Genomic DNA, 16,066 nt, shown 5'->3' with positions numbered 1-16,066 from the left:
TTTACAATAGTTAGCATTAGGTGGGCAATGGCGCCAAAATAAACTTTAGAATTGGAGCAATTTTTTTTTAATTTGTATTAGATATAGATTAAGATATATGTAAATAAGGACACGGCGAAAGCCCGTGTCCCTACAGGGAATATTGTGACTGAACTGGTTATTTGGCGGTGGGGGAACTAAGCCTTTTAGAAATCCAGTTAATGATGCCGGTGAGAATGGCACCGGCCATGAGAATGCCGATCGCGGGGGTAAAAACCGGCTCCCAGAGGCTATACCAAAGGTCAAACCCTAGGGGAACGCCAATGGAACGACCGACCAGGGCGATCGCAAACCAAAAAAAGCTTAATAGTACGAAGAATACATCGACCATTAAGAATATGTTTAATCCATTCAAAAGTTTATCTTTCATCGTGGGCTAAAATTTGTGTTTGACTTTGTGATTGACTTTGAATTAATTTGAGCAAATTAATTTGAGCAAATTAATTTGAGCGACAGGATTTACGCATGATCTAGAAACCGGGTTTCTATGACAATTTTGGTGGGATTACAGAGATTTTCGTCAATTACCCGGTTTCTGCGTAAATCCTGTCGGTTAATCGGGATTCACCGAAGATTGTACCGAACGCAGGGGAAATGTTATGGCCAAATGATTGCCTAACAATTTCAACCAGTGCCAAAGTTGCAGTAAGAGTTGACTAAGACTGGCAGGATGTGCGATCGCCCAACCATTAATCGTTAAACAAACGCAGGCTAAAAATAGCAAAATAAAGGTCGGCGCCATCACGACCCCAACGGCAAACCAGGTAAAAACGTGAAATACCATCGCCAAGGCATACAAGCTGGCAATGGTGACGAGGATCGGCACCCGTGAACGAAATCGAGGCCAAGGGGTAAAAATCATGGTTTGTAAGGTGGCCAGCAGGTTCGCGGGCACCAAAAAGCCACAAATGGCAAGGCAGTGAGTGTGGGAAAAGGCAAAAATCCTGTCAATCATTTCAGTCAATGGTTAATGTCAGTTAAAAGAACATCAGTAAATCAGAGCCGAAACACGGCTGTATTTCCGAGAAAACATCAGCCACGAGGTCTCAAGGATTCACCGCGATCGCCTACTTGGGCATCCGAAGACTCAGTAATAGGTTCAAGCAGGCGATCACTATGAGATGATAATAAGTAAGAGTATCTAAAAGAGTGCAACGACCTCTCATGGAAATTACTGAACTAGAAAATTGGATTGCGGGTGGATTGGCGATCGCGCTATTCCTCGGTGGAATGCTGATGATGTTTACCACCGTGTTTACGAGTAAAAAATAAACATCATTCAACCTCAGTCTGGTCTGGGTTCTGAGGATTCAACCTTCCAGACTAGACGGGAAAACCCTGATCGCCAATCATCAACGGCTAAAGAAATCCGCTCGGTGGCGATCCCCTGGAAATAGATTCGATATGATCAGAGAATTTAAAATCTGTTAGCTTTTCTTTTCCCCTATGCAAACAACCCAGTTGATCGCTAAATTACTTGCCGCTGGCGTCCTGTCGGTTGCGATCCTGCCCTTAAGTCCTTTCCTCGCCCAAGCAAAAGACGAATCCCGTTTAGCTTGGTTATTTGAAGCGCAATGTGTCAGCGAAAGTCCTGGACGATGGCGACGGGAAGTAGAAGATGTTTCGGTCGGTAGAGAAGTTTATCGATCGGTGATGTTTCTGGGACCGGGCAGCCAATTTGCGTCTCTCGCCTGTAGAATCCGCCAAAGTGAAGATACTGAAACATCTAAGAAAAAAAATTTCCAAAGTCTGAAGTTGGAATTTGGAATGCGCGATCGACATAGTGCCAGTCCTGCCAATCAAGTGATTGTCTATTTAGATGGCGAACAAGCTTCCGTCAATACGGTGTCATCGGGAGAACGAGTCGTTTTAGCCCTCGATGTCAGCAATATTAGTAATATCGCAATTGAAACTATTTGTTCTAGCAAAATTCAATATTGCGATCGCGTTTATTTCTTTGATGCATCCCTAAGTGCTGATGTCGTAGTTCCCACGGAGGAAACCCCCAAAGAAGAAAGCAAAAAACTGGATAATTTGCCTCCCAGGGAAGAAATCACGGAAACAGAATCCCCCGAAACAGAATCCCCCGAAACAGAATCCCCCGAAACAGAATCCCCCGAAACAGAATCCCCCGAAACGAACACCATGCCATCTGAGACTGACATAAAACAGCCAGCCACTTTGCCGTCTAAAATTGAGACCTTGCCTTCGATCAATTAAGGAATTAAGTCAAAATAGGATTTAGGCAAACAATTAACCGGGGTTCAATGAACCGGGACTTTCCAGAATTCCGGGAAATTGGCAATTCAGATCCCACAGGCAAAAGTCCTTTTTCACTTTTGCCTGTGTTCTTTTTTCAATAGCCAGGGAAATTTCGCCAAGAGAGCCGCTTGGCGGCAGGGCATTTTTGGGATATCCTAGTTGAACAGGTAGTGATGCTTGAGATCAGTTTAAATTCAGTGTAAATTTGATGATATTTATGAGACCCTTGAACGATGAAACCTAAATTTAAAAATTCCTTGGCATGGCAACAAGCCGAATTATTAATGCAACCTTGCTTGATTCGTTTACTGGATAATATCCGTAAGTATCTGGAAGATTCCCCGTGGGAAGGGACTTATGAAAATGTGCAAACCCCCGTTCCTGGTTATCTTTTATGTTTGAATCTAGGGGAGAATCAGGTGACATTTGATATTTGGGAACTCTGCTATCAAATCTGTTTTTTAAACTACAAAGAAACCCACGCTGAGGCAGAAACACAGGCAGTAGAAATTGACACCAGTTTAATTGATGAAAACGGAGATGTTAATTGGAATGAATTAGAAATAAAAGCCAAAAAATTAGTAGAAAAAATGTTCGCTAATTTACCGAGTAAATCCCTTTAATTACATAATACTAAATTCACCTATCAAAAAGTAGCCCATTTGGTGAAGCTAAACGGTGAAGCTAAACGGTGAAGCTAAACATTGAGGAAATCAATTAATCAAAAATGAACCAAGAAGTGAACCAAAAATTACTCGCAATGCAGCAGTCATCCGGCGCAATTTTTGCCGATTCTAGCGCTGGGGAAAATATCCCCATGAGTTTTGGTAATGATGCGGCAGCCTTGACCGCAGCCCGATCAGCGGTTGCCCTTTGCGATCGCAGTCATTGGGGACTGATTCAACTTTCTGGGGGCGATCGCCTGCGGTTTTTACACAACCAAAGCACCAACAACATTCAAATTCTCAAACCCGGTCAAAGTTGTGACACCGTATTTGTCACCTCCACAGCCCGAACCATTGACCTAGCCACGGTCTACATTACCGAAAATACCGTATTAGTCCTGGTTTCCCCCAACCGACGGCAAAAACTGATGCCATTGCTCGATCGCTATATTTTTCCAGCAGATAAAGTCGAACTAGAAGACCTCAGCGACGCCACCGCCATCTTTAGCTTAATTGGCCCAAAAAGTCACCATCTTTTAGCACAGCTTGGACTCAAAGATTTGAGCTTCTCTGAGCAAACAAAGCATCAAATTATAGACCTAAATGGCTGCCAATTACGCATTGCCGAAGGCAGTGGTTTAGTCACCCCAGGCTACACCTTAATCATGCCTAAAGATGCAGCGGCAAAGGTTTGGCAAACCCTCACCAATACGGGATCGGTTCCTATGGGAGAAAATTGCTGGGAACAGTTAAGAATTGAACAAGGACGCCCTGCCCCAGATTGTGAACTCACAGAAGATTATAATCCCTTAGAAGCAGGATTATGGCACACCCTTTCTTTTGATAAAGGCTGTTATATTGGGCAAGAAACAATTGCCCGGTTAAACACCTATAAAGGAGTCAAACAGCAACTTTGGGGAGTGCAACTACCCGCCCCCGTTGAACCGGGAACTGCGGTCATGGTTGGGGAAGACAAAGTTGGTATCGTCACCAGTTATACTAACAGTAGCACCGGGTCATTTGCCTTGGCTTATATTAGAACCAAAGCGGGAGGTTTGGGCTTAAAGGTACAAGTGGGAAATGTTGCCGGTGAAGTGGTGGATGTGCCATTTTTAACTCGCGGTTATTTAGCAGAAATGAAAGACTTGACTTAATTACCAGGTTAATTACCAGGTTAATTACCAGGTTAATTACCAGGTTAATTACCAGGTTAATTACCAGGTTAATTACCAGGTTAATTACCCGCTTAATTACTAGGTTACAATCAATAACAAAATGACCAGCAACCAACTTTCTTTAACCCCACCTAAGAAAACCAGCGTGTTAGGCATCGGCGTAAGTCGCACTAACTACTACGACTGTACAGAATTTATTATTAAATCGGCTAAACTCCGCCAGTCTTGTACCGTAGCTCCCACCCCAGTACATGGGATTATGACTGGTTACTTAGATCCCAAGGGTCATGGCGATCGCCTCAATCAATTTACCCTGGTTGTTCCTGATGGTCAGCCAGTCCGTTGGGCGATGAATTTATTCCGCCAACCTGATGAAGTTCCTCTAAAAGATCGGGTGTATGGCCCAACATTAATGCTGCATCTTTGCGCCTCAGCAGCCAATGAGAATATGGGGATTTTTCTCTATGGTTCCAGTATCGAAGTCTTAGGTAAGTTGGCGCAAAATCTCAAAGAAAAATTCCCAAACTTAACTATCGCTGGCGCCATTTCTCCACCATTTCGCCCACTCACTCCCGAAGAAGACGCCGAATACACGCAAAAAATTCGTGAATCTGGCGCAGGGATTGTGTTTATTGGGTTAGGTTGCCCCAGACAAGAAGCTTGGGCTTTCAAACATTCTCAGCAGTTAAACTGTGCTTTGGTTTGTGTCGGGGCTGCTTTTGATTTTCATGCTGGCAATATTCCCCAAGCACCTCCGTGGATGCAAAAAGCTGGCTTAGAGTGGTTATTTCGGTTGCGGCAAGAACCGCTTCGTCTTTGGCAACGTTATGTATTTTTAAATCCCCTCTATTTAATTCTGTTGTTCCTTCAGCTAATCAATTTACTTCCACTTTCAGCCCCTTTGAAAAAGAATTTTTCTTAGGTGGATGATTCTGCTGGATTACCTACTACCCCTTTCCCTATTTGTTATACCGTTTCCAATTTTCCAAAAATGCAACCCTTTTGGGCGGGGGGGCGTGATCCTTCCGGTATATAGGTTAATATTTTGAGCATTGGGCGAATGGCCATTCGCCCCTACTGTTGAATGAATTTTTGTAAATGCTATTAACTGAATTATGTCCCAAAATTAACCGTATTTTTGTTGGTGGGCAACGCCCACCAACCCTCATATATTTTTTCTAATTTCACTTCTAATTGATCTGATGAAGCTTAGAAAATTATCCTTGCAAAACTTGCCGATAAGCCCCATTGATTTTTTCCGCCAATTTATCCCAAGTGTACTTTTCTAATACTTTTTGATAGCCCGCAGCACCCATTTTTTCTCGTAATGAAGTATTCTGGAGCAATTGGCAAATTTTATCAGCTATTTCCGCCGAATCCTGTTGCACCAAAAAACCATTGATGCCATCGGAAATCACCTCCCGAATTGCTGGAATATCACCACCAATGACAGGTTTTTTCATCATCCAAGCTTCTGGATAAACTCCGCCAAAACTTTCTTGCATGGATGGCACACATAAAATATCGCAGGCAGCCAAGGCATTGGTTTTTTCTGCTAGGGAAACTTGGCCTAATTCTATCACTCGCTCATCTTTGATTTGAGCAAAAACTTTTTTTGAATACTTCGTGCGTGGCCCAATAAATATAAACCGAGTATCGGGAAACCGTTTCCAGACTTCTGGGGCGGCATCCCATAACGATTGAAATCCTTTATAGGGATACTGCTGACCCAAAAATAAAATAATCGGATCGCGTCCTAAAGCATATTTTTGACGAAATGCTTCCGGTTCGGCGGTATCTGCAATTAATGGGCCAATTCCGGTAATAAAGATTTTTTCTGGTTTAACCCCCAGTTCAATTAAAATTTGCTTTTCTACATTGGTGAGGGCAATCACTCCATCCGCTTGTTGATAAAGATTGATATACTCCCGGTAATTCCATCCCACCCACCGGGGATGATGCAGGGGCGTAAAAATAAATGGAATATCTAATTTTCGGGCTAGTTTCCATGAAGCATAACTGATTCCTTCGCGACCAATGCGGACATTCTGAATCAAATCTAAGTCTGCCGGTGCAGATGCTTCTAATTTAGGCAGCAGGCGATCGGAAATGCGATCGACTGCTATTTTTTTAATCGCATAATATCCCAATACATAAGGAATTAAAGCCAGTCTTTCTGACTGATTTAGGGTAATTTGTTTAACGGGAACGCCATCGAGGTCATAATTTTTGACCATTTTTGGAGCATTCAACGTAGTGCCCAATAACCAATCATTCCGATTTTCCGTCCAATGAGTGATGACACTAATTTGATGGTTTTGGTTTAAGAGGCTGACAATTTTATGGGTATGTAGCTGGGCTCCGCCCACTGACGGAGGGTAGGCAGTAATTGTACAGAGAATTTTTAAGGTAGAGTTGTTCACCGACCGATTTTATGTTCGTTTCATCTTGCTGATCATTTCTTATATCCTAGTGCTTTTCTGCTTTATAAAACTTAGACAAACCCGGACATGGCCGGATATTGATGTTTATTTCTTGCTTCGTCCGGGACTGTCGGCAGCACCCCGTCCACAAGTGTAATCGCCGCAGCCCGACGATTTTTCTAAATTTAGACTGGCATTCAAGTCTCTATCTATCACCAGACCACAGTTATGACATTGAAAAATCCGTTGGTTTAGCGGCATTTTTTGTCGATGGCCGCAATTAGAACAGAGTTGACTGGATGGATAAAATCTATCTGCAATAATCAATTTTGAACCATACCATGAGCTCTTGTAATCCAGTTGCCGACGGAACTCATAAAATGAGGCGTCAGCAATAGAACCGGCCAAACGATGATTTCTCAACATCCCAGACACATTCAAATCTTCAATGACTACTTGGCTGTGGTTCTTAGCTAAAAAAGTAGTTAGTTTATGAATTGTGTCACGGCGAATATTTGCTACTCTTCGATGTAGCCTTTGGACTTTTAAGAGACATTTATACCAATTTTTCGAGCCTTTGATTTTGCGACTTAAATGGCGTTGTAATCGAGCTAGTTTTTTGGCGGCTGATTTATATGCTTTGGGATTAGAAAAATTTGTCCCATCGGAGCAAGTCGCCAAATTGTTAATTCCCAGATCGACCCCGATTATCTCTCTACATTTAGGTGTAATTTCTGGGGTAGTTTCTACAAAAAAGCTCATATACCAGTCACCAGCTTGGCGGCTAATAGTGACTTTCTTAACCAGACTTTCTGGTATAGCTTCTAATGTAGAAACCCAGCCAACAAAGGGAAGCTTGTGGCGAGTTCCTGACAGCCTGATTGGTTTTCCACAATTGTCAAGAGTAAAACTATCGTGGTAGCCTTTCTTCTTAAATTTAGGATACTTACTTATTCCTGTAAAGCAGCGTTTGAACGCATCGCCTAGATTAATAAAAGCATATTGATAAACTCTAGAAGACAATTCAGACATCCAAGGATATTGAGGTTTCACATGATTAGTAAAAACCTTTTTGATGGAGTTAAGGTTAGGCTTTAGTCCCTCTCGATCGGCTAACATCCACAAGCGTAATCCCCAATTAAAAACTTTTCGAGCATAGCCCGCGTGTTTGGCCATCAGGGTTGCTTGATGGTCATTGAGTTTTAGTTTTGTGCGGAAAGCTTTGTAAACCATTGTTCCATTTTACCATAAATCCGGCTTCCTTAGTAGGTAGGGGGCGAGATCCAGCATTGTCCGGGTTTTAACCGTATATCAGTTATTGAGTTGCGACTCGGCTTGGGTATTAAGCAGTCATGCTAAATAAATTGCATACCATAATGCGCTGAAACCCTTGTACAGACTGGCCGCAGGGATGCAATTATTTTTGTCTTGGTGCTTATACCTTATTGTCCGTAGATGTCCGGCAAGTCTCAGATTAAATCCTTGCTCTGCACATAAATTATTGATCCATTGCTTTAACCCAGAGGTTGCATAACGGTTCAAATCATCTAGTTTGAGAACCAAGGGCTAACTGGTAGATTTCCATTAATTGCCGATAGTTGGCTTCTGCTGTGTAGTGGGCTTCAAATTCGGCGCGGGCTTCTCGTCCCATTTGCGCCAGTTCTTGGGGGTGAGCGATCGCCCATTCAACCTTTGCCGCCAGGTCATCGGCATCTCCGGGACGAAAATGAAGACCCGTGCGACCCGAATCAACCAATGAAGAGAGACTGCCCAAGTTACTGGCGACCACCGGCAAACCCACGGAGTAAGCTTCTAAAATAACCATGCCAAAAGCTTCGTACCACACCGAGGGAAAAACCAGCATTTTGGCATTTTGCATCAGCTTTTGTACTTGTTCTTGGGGCTGTCTACCGAGCCACTCTACCCCTGGGATCTCCTGTGCTGCCATAGCCACTCGATCTGCTAAAGGCCCGTCTCCGACAATTTTGAGCGACCCTAAAAAATTTTGAACCTTTTGACCAAGCCCATTTGACGCTTTTAATCGCCAAGCAGCCAGCATTGTATCGATTCCTTTTTCCGGTGACAGCCGCCCCACAAACAGCGCATAATTTTCCTTGGTTTCCTGTAACTTTGGATCTGACAACAGGAAATTAGGCTTGACAACAATTTTATTTTCTGGCAAGCCTGCCTCAATAAATTTATGGCGGGCAAATTCCGTCAATGCAATGTACAAGTTAACCCGTTCCTTCCAGGTTCCCCTGGCGCGGTGGACTGCCTGCATTGTTGCTAATACGGCACTGCCGACTCGACTGCCTCGGTAGCAACGGTGGACTATTCCCGGCCAAGGGAAAAATTTACCCAAGCAATCTTCGCACACTTTTCCATCTCGGTAAAAGAAAGCACCAGCGCAAAAGAGTCGGTAGTTATGGAGAGTCTGCAATACCGGCACTCTGGCTTCTTGACAAGCATCGTAAACAGCCGGAGACCACAATGGGAAGAAATTGTGGACGTGAACTATATCCGGTTGAAACTTAGCAATTTCTGCCTGCACTCGTTTTTTGGCTGAGAAGGAATAAACCGTGTTCAAGGCGGTCATGGTTTGGCTGAAGAAGTTGGTAATGTTGTGATTGTCCGCTTGCAGCAATACCACCTCGTGACCATAAGCTTCTAGCAAGGTTTTCTCTGCCTGAACGACTACATCCTCTCCTCCTGCGATTTTGTAGAGGTTATGTAGCTGTAAGATTCTCATTTTGGGGAAATCCTCCAATAATAATGGTGAAAAGCCAGCAATTCTCAATATTCGCCATTGACGAATATGGGAATTACGGGTTAATTTTAATACTAGCCTCTGTTCATAGAGGTTGAGAACCAGTCAAATATCTCGCCGGTAACATTCCCGCGTTTTCTAATCATTAGACACTGCGGCAGGAAGTTGACCAGATTTTCATCTACAACAATAGTTAACGATCTCCTGATTGTTGAGAGATAGTCGAATCCGGATCTTTTGGAATGTTCCAAGCCAGCCACCTACTTTCCTCTCTTTGTTCATCGAGGTATGCTAAACTAATATATCTGAATTGCGGTAGATCAAAACGATGTTTTATCTCCCAGGAAGTTGACTTACCAAGTGCCTATAAGCATTTGAGACTTTTACAAGTTTATTCTGGGTGTCTAATTTATTGTATAGATAGAGGATTAATCATGCTTTGTCCATTGTGTAATAATAAATCGAAATATTCATTTTCAACTCAATATGTAAAAGTCAGGAAATGTTTAAATTCAACATGTGGTCATTTGTTTGCCGAATCTCCATCGCCCACCCAAGGAGAAATGAGCTACTCAGAGTCCGAGATGATGGAATTTTCTGTATTTCGCAAAAAAAATGCCCGATGGTTTGAGCGTAATCACCAGATTATAGATTATCTGATTCAGAAGACTGCATTACGTCCTGGAGGAAAGATTCTCGATCTGGGAAGTGGCACCGGACATATGGCCAAATCTTTTATTGAAAAAGGCTTTGATGCTGTTTGTGTCGAACCGAGCAATGAGGGCAGAAAAATTCTCACTGAGTATGAATTAGTGAATTACCCATATCTTCATAGTATTCCCGATCGAGAGAAGTTTGATGCCATTATGTTAAGTGAAGTCATCGAGCATTTACCCTCTCCAGTGGAGACACTGAAAGAGGCGAAAGGACGGTTAACGGATCGGGGAATCATATTCATTACCACTCCTTGTTCGCGAGGAATTAAGGCGATTTTGAGACTAAAAAATTCAGCAGCTTATGCGGAGCGCACTCACATTCATTTCTTTACCTCGAAATCATTAGCAAAATCTTTTCAATTAGCTGGGTTTTCCAAGTACGAACGCCAAAACGTTGATTTCATGGTTCCTGGGCGTTCTTCACTGATGAAAAATCTGGATAAAGTGTTGTATTATGTGGACTTAAATCCTCATTTGATTTACCTCGGTTTTAACTGATAATTAGCTAGATGCTATTCAGCTTTTTGGAAAAAAAGCGCCACTCATTGACTCAGATTTAAATCATGTTTCGATGGGTGGCCATTTTTACCTGCGCTCGATCCATGAATCCGTTGACAATTACGACAATTAAACCGGCTTATTTTAGACTAAGAAACACGGCAGTTTGGATCGTGTAAAACGAATAGACTAAGAAACATAGTTAATCGCTTTTAATATTCCGTCAGCGACGAATTGCGGGGTGAGGTTGCGAATGCGATCGCGTCCTGCCGATCTCATTTGCTCTAATACATCCAGAGGAGTTGTTAACACTCGTTCAATGGCGGCCTCCATTTCACGGCGATCAGGCCGAAATGTCCAGCCCGTTTCCCCTTCAGTGACTAACTCTTCGACAGATTGACTATACAAACTACCTAAGACAGGCAACCCAGCGGCCATTGCTTCATTGGTGACTAAACCCCACTCGTCTGCTAAGGTGGGAAACACAAAGATTCCGCAAGAGTAATAAATGTCTGCTAACTGGTCATAAGCCACATTGCCTAAAAACCGCAGGGATAAATTATTTGGCATAGAGAGCCCCTCTAAAGTGTTCCGTAACGGACCATCTCCTACTAACCAAAACTCGATTTTTCGGTCAAGATGGGCCTGACACCATCGGGTCAAAGCCGATAAAAATGGCTCTATTCCCTTGCGTTCTACTAACTGACCTACGTAAAGCAAGCGATAAGCTTGATCGGCATCTTTGGCTAAAGGCACCGAAAGAAATGGAGTAATATCGGTGGTATAGGGTGCCGGAAAAATTTGTTCATCTTTGATGCCAAATTGACGGACATACCGGGCACCGCTTTGACCATTGACTAATACGGCATCCGCTTGGGGCACCAGCCACCGCCGTAAAATTTCTCGGAGTTTGCCCCGTCCTTGTTCACTGTATTCTGAAACTGTCGCCCACAAAATCAGACGGCTTTTCGGATTAAACTTGTGATAAATGGCTGCTTGCAAGGTTCTAAATCCCATTTCTCCAGAAATAATTATATCTGGCTGCTTTTGGTGTAATAACCAGAGAGTGTCATAAGGAATATGCACATATAAGTCTTCAGAAAAACCATGAGGGTGCCGCCATTTCCGTTGCAGGGTGAGGTTTTTTTGTACGGTGACATTCAATCCGTCCCAATTGGGTTGCCAACTGCGGTTGGGTTCCATTGGGGTGGAAATTAATACTTGAAATTCTGGAACTCTGTCCCCTATTGCTTGGTAGAGGGGCAACCGATAGGGGGGAATAAAGTTGGTGAGCAGAACAACGCGCTTATTCATAATGATTTACAGCCGGTTTTTTTGTTTTTTTCTTGAGGGTGATGTTTGTCGCAAAAAAAGGAGAGCATTGCTTATATTTTGACATTTTTCTGGCATTTTCCAGATGGGTGGGCATTGCCCACCCTACATTTTTCTAAATTTTTCAGGGCGTGGGCGCCGGTTGAGCCAAAATTGAGGCGATCGCCCGTAAATCCCACCACCATTGTTCTTTGGCGCGTTTAAATTCTTGGTCAGTCCATTGGGGAAATTTGGCCAAACTCCAAAAATTGACTTGGCCGCCTTGTAAGCCAATAAATGACGCTCCTGGTGATTCTTTTCCTGCTTGTTCGCTCAGATAGTTAATCCCTTTTTGGGCTAATCGGGTGGCGCTAATTCTATCGAAGGGAGAGGGGTCGCCGCCTTGTTGTAAGTGTCCCAGAATTGATTGCCGAACTTGGAATATTTTTTTACCTTCTTCGGTCAATAAATCCCGAATAAAATTGCTGTTGTAAACGGGGTGAGCTTTTTCATTACATAAAACTAATCCTAACCTTTTTCCTGTCGTAAATCCCGCGATTAAATCGGATACATCTTGCTGCAAATTCTTTAAAGTGATGCCTTCTTCGTGTAAATAAACTCGTTCGGCGCCGGTGGCAATGCCACTCATTAAAGCTAGATAACCACAGTATAAACCCATGACTTCGACGACAAAACAGCGATTAGAGGCGACGGCAGATTGTTTAATTTTATCGATCGCCTCGATAATATTATTCAGGGCTGTATCGCTGCCAATGCTATGTTCCGCACCGGGTAGATTATTGTCAATGGTGGCGGGAATACAAAGGATGGGAATATTAAAGGCCGGATAGTTTTCTCGTTGCTGATATAAATAGTAAGCGCTTTGATAACCAGACCAGCCACCAATGATTAATAGGGCGTCAATGTGATTATTTTCAATGTGACGAGCGATCGCATAAAAATCTCGTCCCTGGGGAGTTTTGCGACTGGTGCCTAATTCTGAACCGCCAATGGTTGCCCAACCGCGAACGCTGACCCAATCCAACTCGCGAATTTTTCCTTGAATAAAACCGCGAAATCCATGTTCAATGCCTAACATGGTGTAACCGCGATCGATGCCCAACCGGACCGCTGCCCGAACCGCAGTATTCATCCCTGGTGCAGCGGCATCACAGTTGAGAATGGCAATGCGTAAAGACTTTTGACCGCCCGGTGGTCGTTCGCCTAGACTACCGGGCGGTTTCGCCTGAATCAATGTGGAAAAAGTGTTATAGGCTTCTTCAAAAATATGGCCTCGTAACTGCATAGCTTTTTGGTAGTCCCCAGCGGCGATCGCCTGCACCACGGAACGGCTAATTTGCACGCATTCCATCAACGGCGCCTGGGTGACTCGGTTGCCCCGCATCCCAATCAACATCGGCTCACGGTGGGGCTTGTCCGCTAAAATTTCCTCAACGGCGTTATGCCCCAAAATCGTGCTCAGGATGCGATCGTAAGCACTCGGCGCCCCGCCCCGCTGCATATGACCCAAAATCGTCACCCGGACATCCTCACCCAGCCGTTCTTCCAGAATATGTTTCACTTGGTCGCAAGAAATGAGATTTCCGTGACTATCTCTGGCTCCTTCCGCCACAATCACAATGGTATCTCGACGACCAAAACTTCGTCCTGCCTTGAGGACTTCACACATTTTCTCTTCCCAGTTGTCGTCTGTGGGGGGCATTTCGGGAATTAAAACCCAGTCGGCGCCAGTTGCCAAAGCCCCCATCAAGGCCAAATAGCCGCAATTGCGTCCCATTACCGAAATCACAAAGGTGCGCTGGTGACTGGCAGCGGTGGAAGAAATGGCGTCTACCGCTTCCGTAATGCGATGCAGGGCGGTATCGGTGCCAATGGTCATGTCACTGCCATAAAAGTCATTATCAATGGATGCAGGCAACCCTACTATTTTGAGTTGAGGATGAGCGATCGCCACTTCCTGGGTAATTTCCCCAGCTTCCACCAGTTCTTTTAGCAGTTCCGGCCATTCTTGGTAAAAAATATTCGCCCCAGTCAGGCTACCATCTCCACCAATCACGACTAAGGCATCGATGCCCCTTGAGAGCAAATTTCGCGCTGCTTGGCGTCGTCCTTCTCTGGTTTGAAACGGCATACAGCGGGCGGTGCCAATGACTGTGCCCCCCCGTTGCAAAATCCCACCGACAAATCCCCAATCACACTTATGGATGCGATCGCCCCCATCCACCATTCCTTGATATCCTTCATAAATGGCGTAAACTTCCACATCCCGCTCTAATGCTGTTCTCACCACCGCTCGCACGGCAGCATTCATTCCGGGAGCATCACCGCCACTGGTCAAAATGCCTAATTTTTTTGTAGTCAAGATACCGACTTCCTACCCTCATTAATAAAATAGTTCCAGATTTATTTTTATCCTTATCGGGCCTGATCCGATATCACCAAAAATACACAAACCGGGTTTCTTGACTTTTTATTACTGGTTATTTATTTGCAATAATTTGACGATTAAGGGGTTGTAGAGAGCAGCAATAGTTAGCAACATCCCTTGTCTGTATGATTGCTTGGTGTCCTCATTCTATAAATTCCCTAAAATATCTATACGATCATTTACTACGACGATGTACTATTATAGGATGTACTATTATATAGTATAGAAATAACCGAATGTATAATCTAATCTATAGATTAATCATCAAGCAATTTCTCGGCTAATCCAGTTGTATTATCGAAGTTTATTTAAAACACTTACACAAATAACTTATCAAATATGGTTACACAATTAACAATTACCGATGAGCTTAAAGCCAAGGCTGAGGCTGAAATCCGCGATCGCACAAAGCGGGTTGACTACAATACCTTAGAATATCCTATCGAGGTGATTGTTGAAAAATATTTAAAGGGAAGAGACGAAGATAAAAGTGAACTGTTTATTCCTGATTATCAACGAGAAATGGCTTGGGATGAAGATAGACAATCAAAATTCATTGAATCTTTAATGTTAGGTTTACCAATTCCTTATATTTTTGTGGCCGACATATCAGAAGAGGAAGATGCCGCCCGTTTAGAAATTATAGATGGTACACAACGGATTCGTACTGTCACTAAGTTTATGAATAACGATCTCGAATTAAAAAATCTTGAAAAGTTAACAAGTCTTAATGGGTTTACGTTTAAAGATTTGCCACTGTCACGACAAAGACGGTTTCAAAGAACAAGTATGAGAATGATCGTTTTAACCAAAGAAGCCGATGAACAAGTTAAAAGAGACATTTTTGAAATAATTAATAGTGGGTAGGGATTCTTGTTGAATTAAATGAAGCGGAGAGGAAGTAAACCGGGAAATTTTCTGGATTAAATTGAATAAATATCAAAAAAATAATTCAATATTTATGCTCTTTAGTTCTAAAAATAAAGTTATCGATCGCATTGGGTATGTGCGCGAAAGCGCATCCGCGCCGCTTCGCGAACGCCTTTTAGGTAAGTAATTTATGAAAAATCCATTATTTTAAGATTTACTTAAAGATTTTGATGAACGCGCTCAAGAAGTGAGTAGATATTTTTTCTTTTTGAAGAATTTACAGGAAGGTTCAATTCAGTTAAGTATGGGTCATGGGGAACATACAAAAACTAAAAAAATTAACGATGATTTAGCCAATACTCTTAAAGCCACAGGATATTTGTTACTCTATAACTTAATTGAAGCTACTATGCGGAATGCAATTGAAATAATTTTTGATCAACTAAAAAATAAAAATATTTCTTTTGATGAGGTTAGAGATGACTTGAAAAAAATTATTATAAAAAATTTTAAAGATAATCAATCGACGGATACGCTTTTAGCTAATATTCAAGCAATCTCAGTTGATATTATATCTGCGGGGTTTAATAAAGAAAAATTATTTTCAGGCAATATTGATGCTAAAAAAATCAAAGAAATCGCCGAAATGTATGGATTTTCTTATAAAACCAATGCTAAAAAAACAAAAGATGGGCGCGATTTAATAACCGTGAAAACTAATAGAAATGATTTAGCACATGGGTTTAAGTCATTTGAGGAAGTTGGTAAAAATGCTACTGTGGATGACTTGCTAAAACTTCAAAAAAGAGTGATTTGTTATTTAAGGGAAATATTACACAATATAGAAAGCTACCTGTCCCATGAAGCATATTTAAAATAATTATAACTGCA

General features: G+C 42.7%; 14 protein-coding genes and 1 pseudogene. 8 read left to right on the top strand and 7 right to left on the bottom strand.

Features of this window, described 5'->3' with window-relative positions:
- Positions 1-157 precede the first annotated feature (157 nt).
- Together AM228_RS03670 and AM228_RS03665 are read right to left on the bottom strand one after the other, a co-directional pair.
- Entirely contained in the window at positions 158-409 is a 252-nt protein-coding gene (locus AM228_RS03670) for a hypothetical protein (RefSeq protein WP_054464756.1), read from the bottom strand.
- A 183-nt stretch (positions 410-592) separates the two neighbouring features.
- Positions 593-994, bottom strand: coding sequence for a hypothetical protein (locus AM228_RS03665; protein WP_072160634.1), 402 nt, complete (start codon positions 992-994; stop codon positions 593-595).
- Between the two features lie 194 nt (positions 995-1,188).
- Between AM228_RS03665 and AM228_RS35960 the strand changes: the two genes are divergently transcribed.
- The 5 genes from AM228_RS35960 (at position 1,189) to AM228_RS03645 (ending at position 5,063) form a co-directional block, all read left to right on the top strand.
- Positions 1,189-1,311: a hypothetical protein gene (locus AM228_RS35960; RefSeq protein ID WP_255353138.1), complete on the top strand. Its 123-nt coding sequence runs from the start codon at positions 1,189-1,191 to the stop codon at positions 1,309-1,311.
- 174 nt (positions 1,312-1,485) lie between these two features.
- Entirely contained in the window at positions 1,486-2,259 is a 774-nt protein-coding gene (locus AM228_RS03660) for a hypothetical protein (protein ID WP_054464755.1), read from the top strand.
- 275 nt (positions 2,260-2,534) lie between these two features.
- Positions 2,535-2,924, top strand: coding sequence for a hypothetical protein (locus tag AM228_RS03655; RefSeq protein WP_054464754.1), 390 nt, complete (start codon positions 2,535-2,537; stop codon positions 2,922-2,924).
- A 104-nt stretch (positions 2,925-3,028) separates the two neighbouring features.
- Positions 3,029-4,120: a folate-binding protein YgfZ gene (locus AM228_RS03650; RefSeq protein ID WP_199317232.1), complete on the top strand. Its 1,092-nt coding sequence runs from the start codon at positions 3,029-3,031 to the stop codon at positions 4,118-4,120.
- Between the two features lie 121 nt (positions 4,121-4,241).
- The gene (locus AM228_RS03645) at positions 4,242-5,063 is read left to right on the top strand and encodes a WecB/TagA/CpsF family glycosyltransferase (protein ID WP_054464753.1); all 822 of its coding nucleotides are present in this window, start codon (positions 4,242-4,244) and stop codon (positions 5,061-5,063) included.
- A gap of 295 nt (positions 5,064-5,358) precedes the next feature.
- Here AM228_RS03645 and AM228_RS03640 read toward each other — a convergent pair whose 3' ends face one another.
- From AM228_RS03640 to AM228_RS03630, 3 genes are all read right to left on the bottom strand, one after another.
- On the bottom strand, positions 5,359-6,564 hold the full coding sequence (locus AM228_RS03640; protein WP_054464752.1) for a glycosyltransferase family 4 protein: 1,206 nt from the start codon (positions 6,562-6,564) through the stop codon (positions 5,359-5,361).
- A gap of 105 nt (positions 6,565-6,669) precedes the next feature.
- Positions 6,670-7,797, bottom strand: a complete 1,128-nt coding sequence (locus AM228_RS03635; protein ID WP_054464751.1) for an RNA-guided endonuclease TnpB family protein — start codon at positions 7,795-7,797, stop codon at positions 6,670-6,672.
- A 310-nt stretch (positions 7,798-8,107) separates the two neighbouring features.
- A complete protein-coding gene (locus AM228_RS03630) occupies positions 8,108-9,313 on the bottom strand; it encodes a glycosyltransferase family 4 protein (protein ID WP_054464892.1) in 1,206 nt (401 codons plus the stop codon).
- A 581-nt stretch (positions 9,314-9,894) separates the two neighbouring features.
- On the opposite strand from AM228_RS03630, the gene AM228_RS03625 reads away from it, so the two are divergent.
- Positions 9,895-10,545 (top strand): class I SAM-dependent methyltransferase, encoded by a 651-nt coding sequence (locus AM228_RS03625; RefSeq protein ID WP_190877067.1) that lies wholly within the window; start codon positions 9,895-9,897, stop codon positions 10,543-10,545.
- Positions 10,546-10,734: 189 nt separating this feature from the next.
- On the opposite strand, the gene AM228_RS03620 is transcribed toward AM228_RS03625, so the two are convergent.
- On the bottom strand, positions 10,735-11,859 hold the full coding sequence (locus AM228_RS03620) for a glycosyltransferase family 4 protein (RefSeq protein ID WP_054464749.1): 1,125 nt from the start codon (positions 11,857-11,859) through the stop codon (positions 10,735-10,737).
- 142 nt (positions 11,860-12,001) lie between these two features.
- Complete coding sequence (locus AM228_RS03615) at positions 12,002-14,239, bottom strand: 6-phosphofructokinase (RefSeq protein WP_054464748.1); 2,238 nt, start codon at positions 14,237-14,239, stop codon at positions 12,002-12,004.
- A gap of 405 nt (positions 14,240-14,644) precedes the next feature.
- Here AM228_RS03615 and AM228_RS03610 point away from each other — a divergent pair, with 405 nt between their 5' ends.
- A complete protein-coding gene (locus tag AM228_RS03610; protein WP_054464747.1) occupies positions 14,645-15,172 on the top strand; it encodes a DUF262 domain-containing protein in 528 nt (175 codons plus the stop codon).
- A gap of 229 nt (positions 15,173-15,401) precedes the next feature.
- Positions 15,402-16,055, top strand: a pseudogene (locus AM228_RS03605) (MAE_28990/MAE_18760 family HEPN-like nuclease); the annotation flags it as partial.
- Between the last annotated feature and the right edge of the window lie 11 nt (positions 16,056-16,066).

This window comes from Planktothricoides sp. SR001 (assembly GCF_001276715.1).
GTDB classification, from domain to species: Bacteria; Cyanobacteriota; Cyanobacteriia; order Cyanobacteriales; family Laspinemataceae; genus Planktothricoides; species Planktothricoides raciborskii.
The sequence above is the reverse complement of the archived record's forward strand: the minus strand, read 5'-3'. Positions and strand labels throughout refer to the sequence as shown.

Excerpts from the sequence above, each read along its gene's own strand:
- AM228_RS03670 (WP_054464756.1), bottom strand. The coding sequence starts at position 409 with ATGAAAGATAAACTTTTGAATGGATTAAACATATTCTTAATGGTCGAT.
- AM228_RS03665 (WP_072160634.1), bottom strand. The coding sequence starts at position 994 with ATGATTGACAGGATTTTTGCCTTTTCCCACACTCACTGCCTTGCCATT.
- AM228_RS03660 (WP_054464755.1), top strand. The coding sequence starts at position 1,486 with ATGCAAACAACCCAGTTGATCGCTAAATTACTTGCCGCTGGCGTCCTG.
- AM228_RS03655 (WP_054464754.1), top strand. The coding sequence starts at position 2,535 with ATGAAACCTAAATTTAAAAATTCCTTGGCATGGCAACAAGCCGAATTA.
- AM228_RS03650 (WP_199317232.1), top strand. The coding sequence starts at position 3,029 with ATGAACCAAGAAGTGAACCAAAAATTACTCGCAATGCAGCAGTCATCC.
- AM228_RS03645 (WP_054464753.1), top strand. The coding sequence starts at position 4,242 with ATGACCAGCAACCAACTTTCTTTAACCCCACCTAAGAAAACCAGCGTG.
- AM228_RS03635 (WP_054464751.1), bottom strand. The coding sequence starts at position 7,797 with ATGGTTTACAAAGCTTTCCGCACAAAACTAAAACTCAATGACCATCAA.
- AM228_RS03630 (WP_054464892.1), bottom strand. The coding sequence starts at position 9,313 with ATGAGAATCTTACAGCTACATAACCTCTACAAAATCGCAGGAGGAGAG.
- AM228_RS03625 (WP_190877067.1), top strand. The coding sequence starts at position 9,895 with ATGAGCTACTCAGAGTCCGAGATGATGGAATTTTCTGTATTTCGCAAA.
- AM228_RS03620 (WP_054464749.1), bottom strand. The coding sequence starts at position 11,859 with ATGAATAAGCGCGTTGTTCTGCTCACCAACTTTATTCCCCCCTATCGG.
- AM228_RS03610 (WP_054464747.1), top strand. The coding sequence starts at position 14,645 with ATGGTTACACAATTAACAATTACCGATGAGCTTAAAGCCAAGGCTGAG.